15 protein-coding genes and 2 pseudogenes are annotated in these 16,309 nt (G+C 59.6%); 7 read left to right on the top strand and 10 right to left on the bottom strand.

The window, feature by feature from the left end:
• Positions 1 to 37 precede the first annotated feature (37 nt).
• From hisA to ACZZ0D_RS22510, 3 genes are all read left to right on the top strand, one after another.
• Positions 38 to 775: a 1-(5-phosphoribosyl)-5-[(5-phosphoribosylamino)methylideneamino]imidazole-4-carboxamide isomerase gene (hisA, locus tag ACZZ0D_RS22520; protein ID WP_007909210.1), complete on the top strand. Its 738-nt coding sequence runs from the start codon at positions 38 to 40 to the stop codon at positions 773 to 775.
• Positions 776 to 784: 9 nt separating this feature from the next.
• Positions 785 to 1,555, top strand: a complete 771-nt coding sequence (gene hisF / locus ACZZ0D_RS22515) for an imidazole glycerol phosphate synthase subunit HisF (RefSeq protein ID WP_053116590.1) — start codon at positions 785 to 787, stop codon at positions 1,553 to 1,555.
• A gap of 82 nt (positions 1,556 to 1,637) precedes the next feature.
• Positions 1,638 to 2,393 (top strand): substrate-binding periplasmic protein, encoded by a 756-nt coding sequence (locus ACZZ0D_RS22510; RefSeq protein WP_053116591.1) that lies wholly within the window; start codon positions 1,638 to 1,640, stop codon positions 2,391 to 2,393.
• 187 nt (positions 2,394 to 2,580) lie between these two features.
• Here the strand turns inward: ACZZ0D_RS22510 and ACZZ0D_RS22505 are convergent, their stop codons facing one another.
• The 4 genes and pseudogenes from ACZZ0D_RS22505 to gpmI all read right to left on the bottom strand — a co-directional run bounded on the left by ACZZ0D_RS22505 (position 2,581) and on the right by gpmI (position 7,770).
• Positions 2,581 to 3,357, bottom strand: a complete 777-nt coding sequence (locus ACZZ0D_RS22505; RefSeq protein WP_463554319.1) for a divergent polysaccharide deacetylase family protein — start codon at positions 3,355 to 3,357, stop codon at positions 2,581 to 2,583.
• Positions 3,358 to 3,359: 2 nt separating this feature from the next.
• Entirely contained in the window at positions 3,360 to 4,679 is a 1,320-nt protein-coding gene (locus tag ACZZ0D_RS22500; protein WP_053116593.1) for a S41 family peptidase, read from the bottom strand.
• 34 nt (positions 4,680 to 4,713) lie between these two features.
• Positions 4,714 to 5,999, bottom strand: a pseudogene (locus ACZZ0D_RS22495) (murein hydrolase activator EnvC family protein).
• Between the two features lie 241 nt (positions 6,000 to 6,240).
• On the bottom strand, positions 6,241 to 7,770 hold the full coding sequence (gene gpmI / locus ACZZ0D_RS22490; RefSeq protein WP_426618628.1) for a 2,3-bisphosphoglycerate-independent phosphoglycerate mutase: 1,530 nt from the start codon (positions 7,768 to 7,770) through the stop codon (positions 6,241 to 6,243).
• Between the two features lie 153 nt (positions 7,771 to 7,923).
• Between gpmI and ACZZ0D_RS22485 the strand changes: the two genes are divergently transcribed.
• The 3 genes from ACZZ0D_RS22485 to secB are packed head-to-tail and all read left to right on the top strand — an operon-like array spanning position 7,924 to position 9,135.
• Positions 7,924 to 8,337 carry a rhodanese-like domain-containing protein gene (locus tag ACZZ0D_RS22485; RefSeq protein WP_008080560.1) on the top strand — a complete coding sequence of 138 codons (414 nt, stop codon included), beginning with the start codon at positions 7,924 to 7,926 and terminating at the stop codon, positions 8,335 to 8,337.
• Entirely contained in the window at positions 8,338 to 8,592 is a 255-nt protein-coding gene (gene grxC, locus ACZZ0D_RS22480) for a glutaredoxin 3 (protein ID WP_463554318.1), read from the top strand.
• Positions 8,593 to 8,649: 57 nt separating this feature from the next.
• Positions 8,650 to 9,135 (top strand): protein-export chaperone SecB, encoded by a 486-nt coding sequence (gene secB / locus ACZZ0D_RS22475; RefSeq protein WP_016772114.1) that lies wholly within the window; start codon positions 8,650 to 8,652, stop codon positions 9,133 to 9,135.
• A gap of 183 nt (positions 9,136 to 9,318) precedes the next feature.
• Here secB and ACZZ0D_RS22470 read toward each other — a convergent pair whose 3' ends face one another.
• Positions 9,319 to 9,774, bottom strand: a complete 456-nt coding sequence (locus ACZZ0D_RS22470) for a tRNA (cytidine(34)-2'-O)-methyltransferase (protein ID WP_463554317.1) — start codon at positions 9,772 to 9,774, stop codon at positions 9,319 to 9,321.
• Between ACZZ0D_RS22470 and ACZZ0D_RS22465 the strand changes: the two genes are divergently transcribed.
• Complete coding sequence (locus ACZZ0D_RS22465; protein ID WP_053116598.1) at positions 9,773 to 10,210, top strand: hypothetical protein; 438 nt, start codon at positions 9,773 to 9,775, stop codon at positions 10,208 to 10,210. The genes ACZZ0D_RS22470 and ACZZ0D_RS22465 overlap by 2 nt on opposite strands.
• A gap of 540 nt (positions 10,211 to 10,750) precedes the next feature.
• Here ACZZ0D_RS22465 and ntrC read toward each other — a convergent pair.
• From ntrC to glnA, 5 genes and pseudogenes are all read right to left on the bottom strand, one after another.
• Positions 10,751 to 12,187, bottom strand: a complete 1,437-nt coding sequence (ntrC, locus tag ACZZ0D_RS22460; protein ID WP_053116599.1) for a nitrogen regulation protein NR(I) — start codon at positions 12,185 to 12,187, stop codon at positions 10,751 to 10,753.
• Positions 12,184 to 13,269: a nitrogen regulation protein NR(II) gene (gene glnL / locus ACZZ0D_RS22455; RefSeq protein ID WP_053116600.1), complete on the bottom strand. Its 1,086-nt coding sequence runs from the start codon at positions 13,267 to 13,269 to the stop codon at positions 12,184 to 12,186. Before glnL ends, ntrC begins: the two co-directional genes overlap by 4 nt.
• Before the next feature lie 231 nt (positions 13,270 to 13,500).
• On the bottom strand, positions 13,501 to 14,124 hold the full coding sequence (locus tag ACZZ0D_RS22450; RefSeq protein WP_282358463.1) for a DUF4124 domain-containing protein: 624 nt from the start codon (positions 14,122 to 14,124) through the stop codon (positions 13,501 to 13,503).
• Entirely contained in the window at positions 14,121 to 14,633 is a 513-nt protein-coding gene (locus ACZZ0D_RS22445) for a DUF4124 domain-containing protein (RefSeq protein ID WP_053116602.1), read from the bottom strand. The genes ACZZ0D_RS22450 and ACZZ0D_RS22445 overlap by 4 nt, the downstream gene beginning before the upstream one ends.
• Before the next feature lie 232 nt (positions 14,634 to 14,865).
• Positions 14,866 to 16,273, bottom strand: a pseudogene (gene glnA, locus ACZZ0D_RS22440) (type I glutamate--ammonia ligase).
• Positions 16,274 to 16,309: the final 36 nt, after the last annotated feature.

The raw sequence follows: 16,309 nt of genomic DNA, 5'->3' as shown, positions 1-16,309 counted from the left end.
GAGCCAAGCTGAACATTCAAATTTGAAGGTTTGCCAGATGCTGATTATTCCCGCTATCGATCTTAAAGACGGTGCCTGCGTACGTCTGCGCCAGGGCCGCATGGAAGATTCCACAGTGTTCTCCGATGACCCGGTGAGCATGGCTGCCAAGTGGGTGGAGGGCGGTTGCCGCCGTCTGCATCTGGTCGATCTGAACGGCGCGTTTGAAGGCCAGCCGGTCAACGGCGAAGTTGTTACCGCGATCGCCAAGCGTTACCCGACTCTGCCGATCCAGATCGGTGGCGGCATCCGTTCGCTGGAAACCATCGAGCACTACGTCAAGGCTGGCGTCAGCTACGTGATCATCGGCACCAAAGCCGTGAAAGATCCGGCTTTCGTTGCTGAAGCGTGCCGCGCGTTCCCGGGCAAGATCATCGTCGGTCTGGACGCCAAAGACGGTTTCGTCGCCACCGATGGCTGGGCTGAAATCAGCACCGTGCAGGTCATCGACCTGGCCAAGCAGTTTGAAGCCGACGGCGTCTCCTCGATCGTTTATACCGACATCGCCAAAGACGGCATGATGCAGGGCTGCAACGTACCGTTTACCGCTGCGCTGGCCGCGGCTACCAAGATCCCGGTGATCGCGTCCGGTGGCATCCACAATCTGGGTGACATCAAATCGCTGCTCGACGCCAAGGCGCCGGGCATCATCGGCGCCATCACTGGCCGGGCGATTTACGAAGGCACCCTCGACGTCGCTGAAGCGCAAGCTTTCTGCGATTCGTATAAAGGCTGAGGACTGACCATGGCGCTGGCCAAACGCATCATCCCTTGCCTGGACGTGGACAACGGCCGGGTCGTCAAAGGTGTGAAGTTCGAGAACATCCGCGACGCCGGTGACCCGGTGGAAATCGCCCGTCGCTATGACGAGCAGGGTGCCGACGAGATTACCTTTCTCGACATCACCGCCAGCGTCGATGGTCGCGACACCACGCTGCATACCGTCGAGCGTATGGCCAGCCAGGTGTTCATTCCGCTGACCGTTGGCGGTGGCGTGCGTACCGTGCAGGACATTCGCAATCTGCTGAATGCCGGTGCGGACAAGGTGTCGATCAACACCGCGGCCGTGTTCAACCCGGAATTCGTTGGCGAAGCCGCGCAGCATTTCGGCTCGCAGTGCATCGTCGTTGCCATCGACGCCAAAAAGGTTTCTGGCCCGGGCGAAACCCCGCGCTGGGAGATCTTCACCCACGGCGGGCGCAAGCCAACCGGCCTCGACGCGGTCGAGTGGGCGAAGAAAATGGAAGGCCTTGGCGCCGGCGAAATCCTGCTGACCAGCATGGATCAGGACGGCATGAAAAACGGTTTCGATCTCGGCGTGACCCGCGCGATCAGCGACGCGCTGGGCATTCCCGTGATCGCTTCCGGCGGTGTCGGCAACTTGCAGCACTTGGCTGACGGCATTCTCGAAGGCCACGCCAGCGCTGTGTTGGCGGCGAGTATTTTCCACTTCGGCGAATACACCGTGCAGGAAGCCAAGGCCTACATGGCTAAACGCGGCATCACGATGCGTTAAGCGTCAAAATCGATACAGGCCAGTGGACACCATGGCGCACCCAAGGCACTCTTGGGCACGCCATGGATTTCGGTAGCCCAACATGATCAAACGCCTGCTCCTAGTTCTCGCCAGCGCCTCTCTGTTGCTCATCAACACTGCCCGCGCCGAAACCAGTCCCGACACCGATCTGGTGCTCCTTACCGAAAACTTCCCGCCGTACAACATGGCGAAGAACGGCAAAAATTTCGCCCAAGGCGAAAACATCAACGGCATCGCCACCGACATCGTTCGGGAAATGTTCCAGCGTGCCGGCGTCACTTACAGCCTGACCCTGCGCTTTCCTTGGGAGCGCGTGTACAAACTCGCCCTGGAAAATCCTGGTTACGGCGCCTTCGTGATGGCGCGCCTGCCGGATCGCGAAAAGCTCTTCAAATGGGTCGGCCCGATCGGCCCGGACGACTGGATCCTGTTGGCCAAGGCCGACAGCAAGATCACCCTCGAAACCCTTGAGGATGCGCGCAAATACAAGATTGGCGCGTACAAGGGCGATGCGATTGCCGAGACACTGACCAAGCAGGGCTTGAAGCCGGTGGTGGTGTTGCGCGATCAGGACAACGCCAAGAAGCTGGTCAACGGGCAGATTGATTTGTGGGCGACGGGTGATCCGGCCGGGCGTTATCTGGCAAGGCAGGATGGGGTGACGGGGCTGAAGACAGTGCTGCGCTTCAACAGCGCTGAGCTGTATCTGGCGCTGAATAAAGATGTGCCGGAAGAAACCGTGAAGAAGCTCCAGGCCGCGCTGGATCAGATGCGCAAGGATGGTGTGGTGGATGACATCATGGGACGGTATTTGTAGCGCTTATCAGATCGCTACCCCCTCACCCCAACCCTCTCCCCCAAGGGGGCGAGGGGGAAAGGGAGCTGATCTATGTACTTTCAAAACCTGAGTTCGACTCGGTATTGCAAGTCGGTGCAGCTGTCCCAATCAACTCGGTCAGCTCCCTCTCCCTCCGGGAGAGGGCTGGGGTGAGGGGCTTCTAAAGTCAGCGGTACACGCCATCCTTGCCGTGTGCCGCAGTCGCCTTGTTACTGCGCACGCTGATCATCTGCCGGATATCAATCCACTCAATCCCCTGAGCCTTCAGCTTCGGCAATTCCCGCTCCAGCACCGCCAGCGTCTGCGGATACGGATGCCCGATCATCACTGCCGAACCCTGCTTGTGCGCCAGACTAATCGCCGTCTGCAACTGCGTATAAATCGCCGCTTCGGTGCGCTCATCATCAAGAAACACATCCCGCGAAACACTCGCCAGATCGATCTTCTGCGCCTGCTGCGCGGCGACGGTTTGCGCACTGGTGCGGCTGTCGACGAAGAACTTGTGGCGGCGCTGCAACTCGCCCATCAACCACGCCATCGCCACTGGTTGCGCAGTCATGCGGCTGCCCATGTGGTTATTGATGCCGGCGGTGTACGGCACCATTTTGAACGCGGCGTTCAGGCGTTTTTCCAGTTCTTCGATAGGCAGATCGGGATGCCAGGCGTAAGGCCCGGTGGCCGGATCCATTGGCATGTGCAGGATGACGATCTTGCCGGCGCGATGGGCCTCGCGGGCAAATTCGGTGGCGTGCGGGGTGTCGGGCATGATCGCCGTGGTCACCGGGCCGGGCAGGGCCAGCACGCGGCGATCCCGGGGCAGATTTTGCCCCAGGTCATCGATGATCAGACTCAGGTAGGCCTTGTGAGGCTTTGGGCTGACGGGCTCTGCGTGAGAAGCACCCGCCAGACAGCACAACAGAACGAAGACGAAACGCAAAAACATCCTCAACGGCCGGACGTAATGCTCAGCCCTTTGAGCAGGCTCAGGGCCTGGGCCAATTGGTAGTCATCATCCTGCGGCATGGCTTTAGGCTTGGCGCCCGAGCCAGTCGGTTTGTCGGCGCCGCCGTTGCCGTTACCCAAGTGACCTTGCAGGTCGGCTTCTTTGAAGTAATCGCCGTCCGCCTCGTTGGTGATCTTCGCTTTGCGCACTTCGATGTCCGGGACGATGCCCTGCGCCTGAATCGAGCGGCCGTTCGGCGTGAAGTACAGCGCGGTGGTGATCTTCAGCGCGCGGTCGTTGTTCAGCGGCAGCACGGTTTGTACCGAGCCCTTGCCGAAACTGGTGGTGCCCATGACCACGGCGCGTTTCTGATCCTGCAAGGCGCCGGCGACGATTTCCGAGGCCGAGGCGCTGCCACCGTTGATCAACACCACCATTGGCACCGCTTCGCTTTCGTCTTTGCCGGTGGCGGAGAAGCGCAGTTCGGAGTTGGCGATGCGGCCCTTGGTGTAAACGATCAGGCCTTTGGTGATGAAGTGGTCGACCACTTCCACCGCTGCCTGCAACACGCCACCCGGGTTGTTACGCAGGTCGAGAATGATGCCGTTGAGCTTCTTGCCGTTGTCCTTGCGCAGCTTGGCCAGAGCCTTGGAGACCTCTTCGCCGGTCTTGACCTGGAACTGGGTGATGCGGATGTACGCATAGCCGGTTTCCAGCAGCTGCGCCTTGACGCTCTTCACCTGAATCACTGCGCGGGCCAGGGTCACGTCGAACGGCGTGCCGCCGTCGCGAACCAGGGTCAGGGTGATTTTCTGGCCGATCTTGCCGCGCATTTTGTCGACGGCTTCGGTCATGGTCTGGCCGCGAGTCGGCTGGCCGTTGATCTTGACGATGAAGTCACCGGCCTGAATGCCGGCCTTCGATGCCGGGGTGTCATCGATTGGCGAGACGACTTTGATGAAGCCGTCCTCAGCGCCGACTTCGATACCCAACCCGCCGAACTCTCCGCTGGTGCTTTCCTGCAGTTCGGTAAAGTCCTCTGGGCCGAGGTAGGCCGAGTGCGGATCAAGGTTGCTGAGCATGCCCTTGATCGCGTTTTCCAGCAGGGTCTTGTCGTCCACCGGCTCGACGTAAGCGGCTTTGATCCGATCCATGACCTCGGCAAAGGTGCGCAACTCTTCCAGCGGCAACGGCGCCTTGGAGGTTGCGGCTGTGCCTGCCGGAGCGACGGCCGGAGCCGGTTGAGCGGCGAACGCCAGAGGCGCGCCGATCACCAGGGCGATCGTCAGGGCCAGCGAGGTAAGACGGGACAAATGCAGCATGTCGAACGAACTCCTAATGTAGGTGACTCAACGCCTATCCTTGCGCGCGGCACCATTGCGCCGGATCACTCGGGTGACCCTGCTGACGAATTGCGAAATACAGCGCTGATGTGTCCTGACCGCCACTGTTACCGACAGTGGAAATCGACTCACCGGCTTTGACCACGTCACCCGCTGACTTGAGCAGCGTCTGGTTGTGGCCGTAAAGACTCAAAAAACCGTTACCGTGATCGAGGATCACCAGCAGCCCGGCGCCACGCAACCAGTCGGCGAACACCACGCGACCGCCGTGCACGGCATGCACCTGGCTGCCGGCGGCGGCGCTGATCATCACGCCATCCCACTTGGTACGGGCGTCGTCGCCACGGCTTTCACCGAAGCGCGCCAGTAGTCGACCATCAACCGGCCAAGGAAGTTTTCCCCGGGTTGCAGCAAAAGCGCCACCGAAGGTCTCGCCGCTGCTGGAAACCAGCGCGCCGGGCGTCGATTTGGCGGGTTTTCGTGGGGCGTCGGTGTTTTCCGCCTGCGCCTCACGCAAGCGCTTTTTTTCCGCTTCCTGCTGGGCGATCAGCGCTTTCTGCCGCGCTTCTTCTGCCTCACGGGCCTGACGGGCCAGGGTTTCTTCAATGGTTTTAAGGACTTTAGACAGGTCTGCCTGATCCTGCTCGCGTGCGGCGAGTTTCTGATCGCGGGCCTTTACGTCGTCATTGAGCTTGGCGAGTACCTGCTGACGTTCCTTGCGGACTTTTTCCAGTTCGTCGCGCTGGGTGTCGAGGCTGCTTTTCTGCACCAGCAATTGCGCCTGTTGCGCGGCGATATCCTGTTCGACATTGGCCAGTTGGCGCAGGGTTTCGTTGAAGTTCTTCAACTGCTCCAGGCGGGCCTGGCTCAGGTAATCGTAATAGGTGAGGGTGCGGGCGAATTTCTCGGGATTCTGCTGGTTGAGCAGCAGCTTGAGGTATTCCTGACGACCGTTCTGATAAGCCGCACGGGCCTGAATGGCGATCAGTCGCTGCTGTTCAGTGCGCGCGCTCTGGAGTTTTTTTTCTCTGCATCGAGTCGCTGCAGCTCGGATTCGCTTTTCTGCAGTTCTTTCTGCAGCGCATCGACCTGCTTCTGCAGCTTGCCCAGCTCGGTTTCCGTGCCCTTGAGCTCTTTCTGCACGCCGGATTTTTCTTCCTGGACTTTGCCCAGCAGCTTTTTCAGCTCGGCAATGTCCTGACGCGTGGCGTCCAACTGCTGTTGGGTTTGCGCGCGCTCGTCAGCGAAGGCCGGTTGGAGCAGGCATGTCAGAGCAAGGGCGATCAGGACGCGAAGCATAGGGGCGGGCGGCACCAGGGTAAGGGACGGCCTAGTATGCCCGCCCGAGGCTGCAAAAAAAACGCCCAATTGGGGCTGTGTGATAACTGGAGCAGATTCGGTATTGAAAATAGCGCAAAACCAATGTGGGAGCGGGCTTGCTCGCGAATGCGGTGGATCAGGCAACATTGAAGTCGACTGATCTACCGCATTCGCGAGCAAGCCCGCTCCCACAGGGCTTTGTGGTGTTTGATCGGGTTGGTTAGACCAGGATGGAGGTGCCGGTCATCTCCGCCGGTTTTTCCAGACCCAGCAGCTTCAGCATGGTTGGCGCTACGTCCGCCAGCACGCCGCCTTCACGCACTTTCAGATCACGCTTGCCGACATAAATGAACGGCACCGGCTCGGTGGTGTGCGCGGTGTGCGCCTGGTGGGTTTCTTCGTCGGCCATTTTTTCGACGTTGCCGTGGTCAGCCGTGATCAGCGCTTCACCGCCAACCTTTTCCAGTGCTTCAACGATGCGGCCGACGCAAGTGTCGAGGCATTCAACCGCTTTCACCGCCGCGTCGAACACACCGCTGTGGCCAACCATGTCGCCGTTGGCGTAGTTGACCACGATCACATCGAAACGCTGGTTTTCGATGGCTTCAACGATGCGGTCGGTGACCTCCGGCGCGCTCATTTCCGGCTGCAAGTCGTAAGTGGCGACTTTCGGCGACGGGATCAGAATGCGCTCTTCGCCCGGGAACGGCTCTTCACGACCACCGGAGAAGAAGAAGGTCACGTGCGCGTATTTCTCGGTTTCAGCGATGCGCAGCTGGGTTTTGCCATTCTTCGCCAAGTAATCGCCCAGCACGTTTTCCAGGCTGCCCGCGGCGAATGCCGACGGTGCCGGGATGCTTGCCGCGTATTGGGTCAGCATGACGAACCCGGCCAGTTTTGGCTGGCGTGCACGCTCGAAGTCCTTGAAATCGTCTTCGACGAATACGCGGGTCAGCTCGCGGGCGCGGTCGGCGCGGAAGTTCATGAACACCACAGCGTCGCCGTCTTCAACTTTCACCGGCTCACCGATGGTCGTGGCTTTGACGAATTCGTCGCTCTCGCCGCGAGCGTAGGCCGCTTCGAGACCTTCCTGCGCGGTGGCGGCGTTGAATTCGCTGTTGCCGTCGACGATCAGGTTGTAGGCCTGAGCGACGCGATCCCAGCGGTTGTCACGATCCATTGCGAAGTAGCGGCCGATGATGCTGGCGATGCGGCCCTTGCCGAGTGCCTGGAAGGTTGCATCGAGCAATTCGATCGACGACGCAGCGCTTTTCGGCGGCGTATCGCGGCCATCAAGGAAAGCGTGCAGGTAGATTTTTTCAGCGCCGCGTTTGAAGGCCAGTTCGGCCATGGCGATCAGGTGATCCTGGTGGCTGTGCACGCCGCCATCGGAGAGCAGACCCATGAAATGCACAGCTTTACCGGCGGCCACGGCTTTATCCACAGCGGCGCAGATGGTCGGGTTCTCGAAGAATTCGCCATCGCGGATCGACTTGGTCACACGGGTGAAGTCCTGATACACCACGCGGCCGGCGCCGAGGTTCATGTGGCCGACTTCGGAGTTGCCCATCTGGCCGTCCGGCAGACCGACGTCCATGCCGCTGCCCGAGATCAAGCCGTTTGGCACGGTGGCCCACAGGCGATCAAGGACGGGCTTCTTCGCCGCAAAAACGGCGTTGGATTCGGGGCTTTCGCTGTGACCGAAGCCGTCGAGAATCATCAGGACCAAAGGTTTAGGCGTGGTAGTCATGGAATCCACTCGTGGCTAATAAAGAAGAGGGCGATGGAAAAGGGAGTTGGAGTTTAAAGCTAAGTTCCGACCGCGTCACCGCCGGACGGGGTTTGGCCGACCATAGTGGCTGTGTATACTGGCCGACATTTTAACGCCCTGGAACCTCCTTCGATGGTTGCTCACCTGATTGAATTTGCCACTAACCACTACATTCTTGTCGGTATCTTCGTCGTACTGCTGGCTCTGCTGCTGGCGCACACGATGCAGGGCGGCGGTAAAAGCCTGAGCACCGGCGAACTGACTGCGCTGGTCAATAAAGACGCAGGCGTGGTGGTGGACATCCGTCCGGCCAAGGATTTCGCTGCCGGCCACATCGTTGGCGCGATCAACATTCCCCAGGACAAACTGGCTGCGCGCACCGCCGAGCTGGAAAAGCACAAGGCCAAGACCATCATTCTGGTCGACGCCCTGGGCCAGACCGCCGGCACCCACGCCCGCGAACTGATGAAATCCGGCTTCACCGCCGCCAAGCTGTCCGGCGGGATCTCCAGCTGGAAAGGCGACAACCTGCCGCTGGTGAAATAAATGAGCGAAGTCATCGTCTACTCCAGCGACTACTGCCCTTATTGCTCCCGAGCCAAGTATTTGCTCGAGAACAAAGGCGTGGTCTTCAAAGAGATCAAGGTCGATGGCAAGCCGCAGGTGCGCGCCGAAATGGCCCAGAAAGCGGGGCGCACGTCCGTTCCGCAGATCTGGATCGGCAGCAAGCACATCGGCGGTTGTGATGATTTATTTGCCCTGGAGCGCGCCGGCAAACTCGACGCGCTGCTCAAGGCCTGAACGGCTGCACCCACGTACAGCACTCCCTAAAAGACCCAAGATCAGAAAGGATCTGAGATGACTGACCAACAGAACACTGCAGCCAGCGAAGAAGAAACCGCACCGCAATTCTCCTTGCAGCGCATCTATGTACGCGACCTGTCCTTCGAAGCCCCGAAAAGCCCGGCGATCTTCCGCCAGCAGTGGGATCCGGCGGTCGGTCTGGATCTGAACACTCGTCAGAAAGCGCTGGAAGGTGATTTCTACGAAGTCGTGCTGACCCTGTCCGTCACCGTGAAAAACGGTGAAGAAGTTGCCTTCATCGCTGAAGTGCAACAGGCCGGCATCTTCCTGATCAAGAACCTCGACGCGGCTTCGATGAGCCACACCCTGGGTGCGTTCTGCCCGAACATCCTGTTCCCGTACGCCCGCGAAACCCTGGACAGCCTGGTCACCCGTGGTTCGTTCCCGGCCCTGATGCTGGCTCCGGTGAACTTCGACGCCCTGTACGCGCAAGAACTGCAGCGCATGCAGGAAAGCGGCGAGACGCCAACCGTTCAGTAAACGGTCTGGGCTACAAAGAAAAAAGCGCCGCAACAGGCGCTTTTTTCTTGGGCTGAAATACTCGTCTCATGTAGGAGCTGCCGCAGGCTGCGATCTTTTGATCTTGATCTTGAAAAGCAGGATCAAAAGATCGCAGCCTTCGGCAGCTCCTACAGTGGAGTCAGGAACTGCGGTTTTGTGGTGTTACTTGAAGTCGTTCTGGCGCCAGGCTTCGTACACGGCGACCGCCACGGTGTTGGACAGGTTCAGGCTACGGCAGCCTTCACGCATCGGCAGACGCAGGCGCTGATCCGGCCCAAGGGCGTCGAGCACTTCCGGCGGCAAGCCACGGCTTTCCGGGCCGAAGATGAACGCATCACCCGGGACAAACGCCGCATCATGAAACGGCCGCGAGCCCTTGGTGGTGAACGCATACACCCGAGGGTTGCCGATGCTCTCCAGGCAACTGGCGAGGTCGGCATGGCGTTGCAGCGTGGCATAGTCGTGGTAGTCGAGACCGGCACGGCGCAAGCGCTTGTCGTCCATCTCGAAGCCCAGCGGTTCGATCAAATGCAGGTGGCAGCCGCTGTTGGCGCACAGCCTGATAACGTTGCCGGTGTTCGGCGGAATTTCTGGTTGAAAAAGGATGACGTGAAACATGCACGGCTCCGAAGGTAAAGATGACGCGCATTCTACGCCGCAAGCAGACCGGCGTTCGAAACTATTCCCGCGAGTGATCGGTTCGCTGGCGATTGTCGGCATGATGATCGGCTTGATGATTGGCCGTCTGACCACGCCGGATCCCAGTGTGCTGCAGCAAGTCGAAGTGACTGACGGCGGTTTGGTGGTGTGGTTCAACAACGAGCCGAAGCTGCACGGTGAGATCATCGATGGCACCGTGGCGCTGCTGTTTCAGGCCGAAGGACGGGCGCAGAAAGGCCAGCTCAAGCTCAACGGCAAAGACGTGAACTGGCGGACGCGAGCGAGTGACGGAGGGTTGTTGCTGACGGTGTTGGCGGCGCGGCCGCTGCAGGGAGACTGGGCCGGCAGCAAGGTCGATGACCGCTGGCGGCTGGAGATCCATCTCCGCGAGTAATAAAAGCGGGAATCCCTGACCTGCCTGTATCAGGGTTCCCAAAACGGGGTGGACTTCGCGTGACGCGTCGGTCCAGGTATAAAGAGGGAACCCCCGGCCTGCCTGTACCAAGGATCCCAAAAGGGTGGGCGCATCGCGTGGCGATCTGCGCCCGGTGTAAAGAGGGGAATCCCCGGCCTGCCTGTACCAAGGTCCCCGAAACGGGTGGTGAAACGAATCACCTGTAAGAGGTATTGCAGGGCGCGTGCCAGGTTTTAATTTGTTGAAACAAAAAAGCTGAGCAGAAACGCGAAAGCCCCGGGATTCGGGGCTTTCGTGTTTTTTGAAGGCTTAGCTTTTAAGGTTTTGAGGTGGTCTTTCGAAAGACTGGCAGTGCCCGATCACAGGTCATCGTGCATCCATGCGGTGCACGGAGAACCAAATGTGGGAGCGGGCTTGTTCGCGAAGGCGTCGTGTCAGTCACCCTATATTTCAATGACCCGCCGCATTCGCGAGCAAGCCCGCTCCCAAAGGGGATATCGGGTGCTCGCCTATTATGTGTTAACCCTCATCCCCCTCATCCTCATCCGCACCATCAACCTTCATCCCCAATTCCTTGATCTTGCGCGTCAGGGTATTACGCCCCCAACCCAGCAACACCGCCGCATCACGCCGACGTCCGGCCGTGTGCTTCAGCGCCGTCTCGATCATGATTCGCTCAAACGCCGGCACCGCGCTGTCGAGCAAACTCGACTGGCCGCGCGCCAAGGCCTGATCCGCCCACTGACGCAGCGCCTGCTCCCAATTGGTCACTGGCGCCGAATCCTGCGGCAGGTTCAGCAGTTCCGGCGGCAGGTCGCTGATGTGCACTTCGCGCCCGGACGCCATCACCGTGATCCAGCGGCAGGTGTTCTCCAGCTGACGCACGTTGCCGCCCCACGGCAGGTTTTTCAGGTATTCCTCGGTCTCGCTTTTGAGCAGCTTCGGCTCGACCGCCAGTTCTTGCGCGGCGCGGCTGAGGAAGTGCTTGGCCAGGGTCGGAATGTCTTCACGACGATCCGACAGGCGCGGAATGTGGATGCGGATCACGTTGAGGCGATGGAACAAGTCTTCACGGAATTTGCCAGCGTGCACCAGGGTTTCCAGATTCTGGTGCGTCGCGGCGATGATGCGCACATCGACCTTGACCGGCACATGCCCGCCAACGCGATAGAACTCGCCGTCGGCCAGAACGCGCAGCAAACGGGTTTGCGTATCTGCCGGCATGTCGCCGATTTCATCGAGGAACAGCGTGCCGCCGTCAGCCTGTTCAAAGCGGCCGCGACGCAAATTCGCCGCGCCGGTGAACGCGCCTTTCTCATGGCCGAACAGCTCGGACTCCATCAGATCCTTGGGGATCGCCGCCATGTTCAGCGCGATAAACGGCGAGGCCGCGCGCGGGCTGTGGCGGTGCAGGGCGTGGGCGACCAGTTCTTTGCCGGTGCCGGATTCGCCGTTGATCAGCACGGTGATGTTGGAGTGGCTCAAGCGCCCGATGGCGCGAAACACTTCCTGCATCGCCGGCGCTTCGCCGATGATTTCCGGGGTGCGGGTCAGCGCGGGTACGACTTCCAGACCTTGCTGTTCTTGCGCATGCTGGTTGGCACGTTTGACCAGCGACACCGCTTCATCAACGTCGAACGGCTTCGGCAGGTACTCGAACGCGCCGCCCTGATACGAGGCGACAGCGCTGTCCAGATCGGAGTGAGCGGTCATGATGATGACCGGCAACCGTGGGTGCTGCTCGCGAATCCGCGCCAACAGATCCAGACCGCTGGCACCCGGCATACGAATGTCGGAAATGATCACGTCAGGCTGCTGACGGGCCAGCCGACTCATCACGCCATCGGCGCTGTCGAAGCTCTGGGTGGTCATGCCTTCCTGCTGCAAGGCCTTTTCCAGAACCCAACGGATAGAACGGTCGTCATCGACGATCCACACGGTTTCACTACGGCTCATGTCGATGTGGCTCCTTGTTCCAGTGGCAGAAAGATCGAGAAGGTGGTGTGGCCTGGATGGCTGTCACACTCGATCAAGCCCTGGTGCTGGCTGATGATGTTCTGGGTAATGGCCAGGCCGAGCCCGGTACCGTCCGGGCGTCCGCTGACCATGGGAAAGAAAATGGTTTCTTGAAGTTCCGCGGGGATCCCCGGGCCGTTGTCGATGATTTCGATCTTGGTCACCAGACGATGACGGACGTGGCCGATAGTGAACTGGCGCATGGCGCGTGTGCGCAGGCTGATGCGGCCCAGACGCAGCTCGTTCTGGCTGCTGATCGCCTGCATCGCGTTGCGCACGATGTTCAATACCGCCTGAATCATTTGTTCGCGGTCGATCAGCACGTCGGGAATGCTTGGGTCGTAATCGCGCACCAAGGTGATGCAGCCCTGACTTTCCGCTTCGACCAGATGGCAAACGCGTTCCAGCACTTCGTGAATGTTGCACATCGCCAGCGACGGCAACTTGTTCGAGCCGAGCATGCGGTCGACCAGATTGCGCAGGCGATCGGCCTCTTCAATGATCACGTTGGTGTAATCGCGCAGACTTTCTTCCGGCAGTTCACGGGCGAGCAACTGCGCAGCGCCACGGATGCCGCCCAGCGGATTCTTGATTTCGTGGGCAAGGCCGCGTACCAGCATTTTGCTGGTTTCCTGTTTGGAAATTTGCGCCTCTTCCTTGGTGATCCGCAGCAAGCGATCACGCGGATGCACTTCCAGCAGGAGCATGGTCGCGCCGTTACTAAGGATCGGCGTCACCGCGTAATCCACGGTCAAGGTCTGGCCGGTGAGGGCAGTGAGCATCGCTTCGCGCTTGGTAAACGGATGCGCCTGCTCTACCGCTTGGCGCAACGAATTCAGCGCTTCGGTGGATTCTGTGAACAGCTCGCTGATGAATTGCCCATGGCTACGCTGCCCGCTGATGGCGAGCAGCATCTCCGCCGCCGGGTTCATGTACTCGAGGCGCAATTCAGCGTCGAGCAGGATGGTGGCGGTGGTCAGGTTGTCGAGCAGCAAACGGTGGATTGCGTCGCTAATGGTCATCGGAGCCTCTTTTGGGGGCGGAGCGTGCGCAACAAGCAAGCGTCGGTATCGGCAAAATGCAAAAAACAAACCAAGGCTCTGAAAAGAAGCGCTTAACCCCTGAAACAGGCGTTTGACGCTCGTTTACGTGGCACTGGGCCAGCTCTCGCGGGTAGTTTCGAACCAAAATGGGTTGGAATGTGAGTACGGTGCAGGCTATTGCACCAATATAGTGCGCAAAGCTGAACGGCGTTAGAAGAAACGCAGGAAGGGGTTTTTCGGCTCGGGCGGTTTGTCTTTCAAAGGGCATTCCGGGCGTACGCCGTAGTCGTCGGCGACGCAGGGTTTAACCTGGCGCTTCTGCGCGAGGGAAATGCGCAACATGTGGAACGGCTGGTTGGCGGTGCGTTCGACGGTGCGGCCCTCCAAATCGAGGATTTCAACCGAGAGATTGTGGCTGCCGCGATCAATGTTGTTCAGCGGGAACACAGGGCTCAGGCCGGGTTCGCCGGTGGCCTGGCCGTCCAGTAATAGGCGATAGCGGTGACCACGTTGCAGGCCGGGTTCGCTGGTGACGCTGACGATGATTTCGCCGGCGCTGCTGCGAATCGTCGCATCGGGTTCGGGCACCAGAATGCGCAGCATGTCGTAGTGGAAGGGTGGTTGTTCCGGGGATTTTTTTGCGGTGGTGATCGGTGCGGCAGCGGTTGGATTGGCGGACATGCGATTGCTGGTCGCGATCGGTACGCGCTTGGCGTTGCTGCGCGGTTGATCGGTGTAGACGCGGTTACCTTGCGAATCAATGTAAGTGAACACCTCGGCTGAGGCCTGCAGTGTCACCAGCGCCATCGCGACGATCAGCCACGCGCGAATCATGGCGTGTGCACCCGTTGTACGCTGAGGGCGACGGGCGGGCTCTGTTGAATGATCGTCTGACCGTCGATGACCTGCACGGCGAGGCGATGTTCGCCGCGATCGACGTTGACCAATTGCAGGATCGGCACATTGCTTGGCTGGCCGTAGGGTTCGTCATCGAGTACCAGCCTTAATTGATGCGGCGGTTGCAGCCGCGGCTTGATCAGCACGTTGACGGTGAAGGTGCCGTTGTTCGCGCGCAGGGCTTCTTCGGTGGGCAGCCCGGCGAGTTCGAGGATGTCGTAGGCGTTGCGCTGAGGTTCACGGTTGTCGCTGACGGGCGCAGGGGGTGCGCTCGGCGCTTGCGGCTCGACGCGATTGAGCGGCGGCAATTCCACGGGCTGCGCCTGTACGCCGTCCGGCGAGTGATCGCTGTAGACCGTGTTGCCGTTGGCATCGGTGTACTTGTAGATCTGCGCGGCGGCGGGCAGGGCGATCAACAATAGAATGTAGAGAAAGGTGCGACCCATGAAATCGACCGGGATTGAAAGCGATGGGGTGCAGCATAGGTCAGGGTGGGCGAGAGGCCCAAGCTGTTAACAATTGGAATTGAAAAACAAAGTCAAAAGATCGCAGCCTTCGGCAGCTCCTACAGGGATCGATGTAGGAGCTGCCGAAGGCTGCGATCTTTTGATCTGCAATAAAAAAGGCCTCCCGAAGGAGGCCTCTTTTTGTCACGCCGAGAAACGCGGCGCTACCGGATCAGCAGCTGTAGTACAGCTCATATTCCAGTGGGTGTACGAAGGTGCGAACCTTGATTTCTTCTTCCGATTTCAGCGCGATGTAAGCGTCGATGAAGTCGTCGGAGAATACGCCGCCCTTGGTCAGGAACGCGCGGCCCTTGTCCAGCTCTTCCAGGGCTTCTTTCAGGCTGCCGCAAACTTGTGGGATCTCTTTCGCCTCTTCAGGCGGCAGGTCGTACAGGTTTTTGTCAGCAGCGTCGCCAGGGTGGATCTTGTTCTGGATACCGTCCAGACCAGCCATCAGCAGTGCTGCGAAGGCCAGGTACGGGTTGGCAGCCGGATCCGGGAAGCGGGCTTCGATACGGCGGGCTTTCGGGCTCGACACGTAAGGAATACGGATCGAAGCGGAACGGTTGCGAGCCGAGTAGGCCAGCATGACCGGAGCTTCGAAGCCTGGAACCAGACGCTTGTACGAGTTGGTCGCCGGGTTGGTGAAGCCGTTCAGGGCCTTACCGTGTTTGATGATGCCGCCGATGAAGTACAGAGCGGTATCGGACAGGCCGGCATAGCCTTCACCTGCGAAGGTGTTTTTGCCGTCTTTCCAGATCGACATGTGTACGTGCATGCCCGAACCGTTGTCGCCGTACAGTGGCTTCGGCATGAAGGTCGCGGTGCGGCCGTAAGCGTCAGCAACGTTGTGTACAACGTACTTCAGGGTTTGGGTTTCGTCGGCTTTCTTCACCAGGGTGTTGAACTTGACGCCGATTTCGTTCTGGCCGGCAGTCGCCACTTCGTGGTGGTGAACTTCAACGGTCAGGCCCATTTCTTCCAGTGCGTTGCACATGGAAGTACGGATTTCGTGGTCGTGGTCGAACGGTGGAACCGGGAAGTAGCCGCCTTTGACGCCTGGACGGTGACCCTTGTTGCCGCCTTCGATGTCCTGGTCGGACATCCACGAACCTTGCTCGGAGTAGATCTTGAACATCGAGCCGGAGATGTCCGACTTGAATTTCACCGAGTCAAAGATGAAGAATTCTGGCTCTGGAGCCGGCGAATACGGTGTCACCGATACCGGTGGCTTTCAGGTGTTCTTCGGCGCGCTTGGCGATCGCACGTGGGTCGCGGTCGTAGCCTTGCATGCTCGAAGGTTCGATGATGTCGCACACCAGGATCAGGGTGGCGTCTTCGGTGAACGGGTCGAGAACGGCAGTTTCGTCAACCGGCATCAGGATCATGTCGGAGGCTTCGATGCCTTTCCAGCCAGCGATGGAGGAACCGTCGAACATTTTGCCGACTTCGAAGAAGTCGTCGTCCAAAGCATCGCGAGCCGGCATGGTCACGTGGTGCTGAGTACCTTTGGTGTCCGTGAAGCGCAGATCAATCCACTTGACGTCATGATCTTTGATGAGTTGAACCGTCTTCGACATATGTCCTCCGGGTGGCTTCGGGCTTGGTAGTGGATG

It is taken from the genome of Pseudomonas sp. AC193 (genome assembly GCF_979258075.1).
This window is presented reverse-complemented; position numbering and strand designations above follow the sequence as displayed.

What these genes read in the sequence shown, in the direction of transcription:
- hisA (WP_007909210.1), top strand. Translation starts at nt 38, where the DNA reads ATGCTGATTATTCCCGCTATCGATCTTAAAGACGGTGCCTGCGTACGT.
- hisF (WP_053116590.1), top strand. Translation starts at nt 785, where the DNA reads ATGGCGCTGGCCAAACGCATCATCCCTTGCCTGGACGTGGACAACGGC.
- ACZZ0D_RS22510 (WP_053116591.1), top strand. Translation starts at nt 1,638, where the DNA reads ATGATCAAACGCCTGCTCCTAGTTCTCGCCAGCGCCTCTCTGTTGCTC.
- ACZZ0D_RS22505 (WP_463554319.1), bottom strand. Translation starts at nt 3,357, where the DNA reads ATGTTTTTGCGTTTCGTCTTCGTTCTGTTGTGCTGTCTGGCGGGTGCT.
- ACZZ0D_RS22500 (WP_053116593.1), bottom strand. Translation starts at nt 4,679, where the DNA reads ATGCTGCATTTGTCCCGTCTTACCTCGCTGGCCCTGACGATCGCCCTG.
- gpmI (WP_426618628.1), bottom strand. Translation starts at nt 7,770, where the DNA reads ATGACTACCACGCCTAAACCTTTGGTCCTGATGATTCTCGACGGCTTC.
- ACZZ0D_RS22485 (WP_008080560.1), top strand. Translation starts at nt 7,924, where the DNA reads ATGGTTGCTCACCTGATTGAATTTGCCACTAACCACTACATTCTTGTC.
- grxC (WP_463554318.1), top strand. Translation starts at nt 8,338, where the DNA reads ATGAGCGAAGTCATCGTCTACTCCAGCGACTACTGCCCTTATTGCTCC.
- secB (WP_016772114.1), top strand. Translation starts at nt 8,650, where the DNA reads ATGACTGACCAACAGAACACTGCAGCCAGCGAAGAAGAAACCGCACCG.
- ACZZ0D_RS22465 (WP_053116598.1), top strand. Translation starts at nt 9,773, where the DNA reads ATGCACGGCTCCGAAGGTAAAGATGACGCGCATTCTACGCCGCAAGCA.
- ACZZ0D_RS22470 (WP_463554317.1), bottom strand. Translation starts at nt 9,774, where the DNA reads ATGTTTCACGTCATCCTTTTTCAACCAGAAATTCCGCCGAACACCGGC.
- ntrC (WP_053116599.1), bottom strand. Translation starts at nt 12,187, where the DNA reads ATGAGCCGTAGTGAAACCGTGTGGATCGTCGATGACGACCGTTCTATC.
- glnL (WP_053116600.1), bottom strand. Translation starts at nt 13,269, where the DNA reads ATGACCATTAGCGACGCAATCCACCGTTTGCTGCTCGACAACCTGACC.
- ACZZ0D_RS22450 (WP_282358463.1), bottom strand. Translation starts at nt 14,124, where the DNA reads ATGATTCGCGCGTGGCTGATCGTCGCGATGGCGCTGGTGACACTGCAG.
- ACZZ0D_RS22445 (WP_053116602.1), bottom strand. Translation starts at nt 14,633, where the DNA reads ATGGGTCGCACCTTTCTCTACATTCTATTGTTGATCGCCCTGCCCGCC.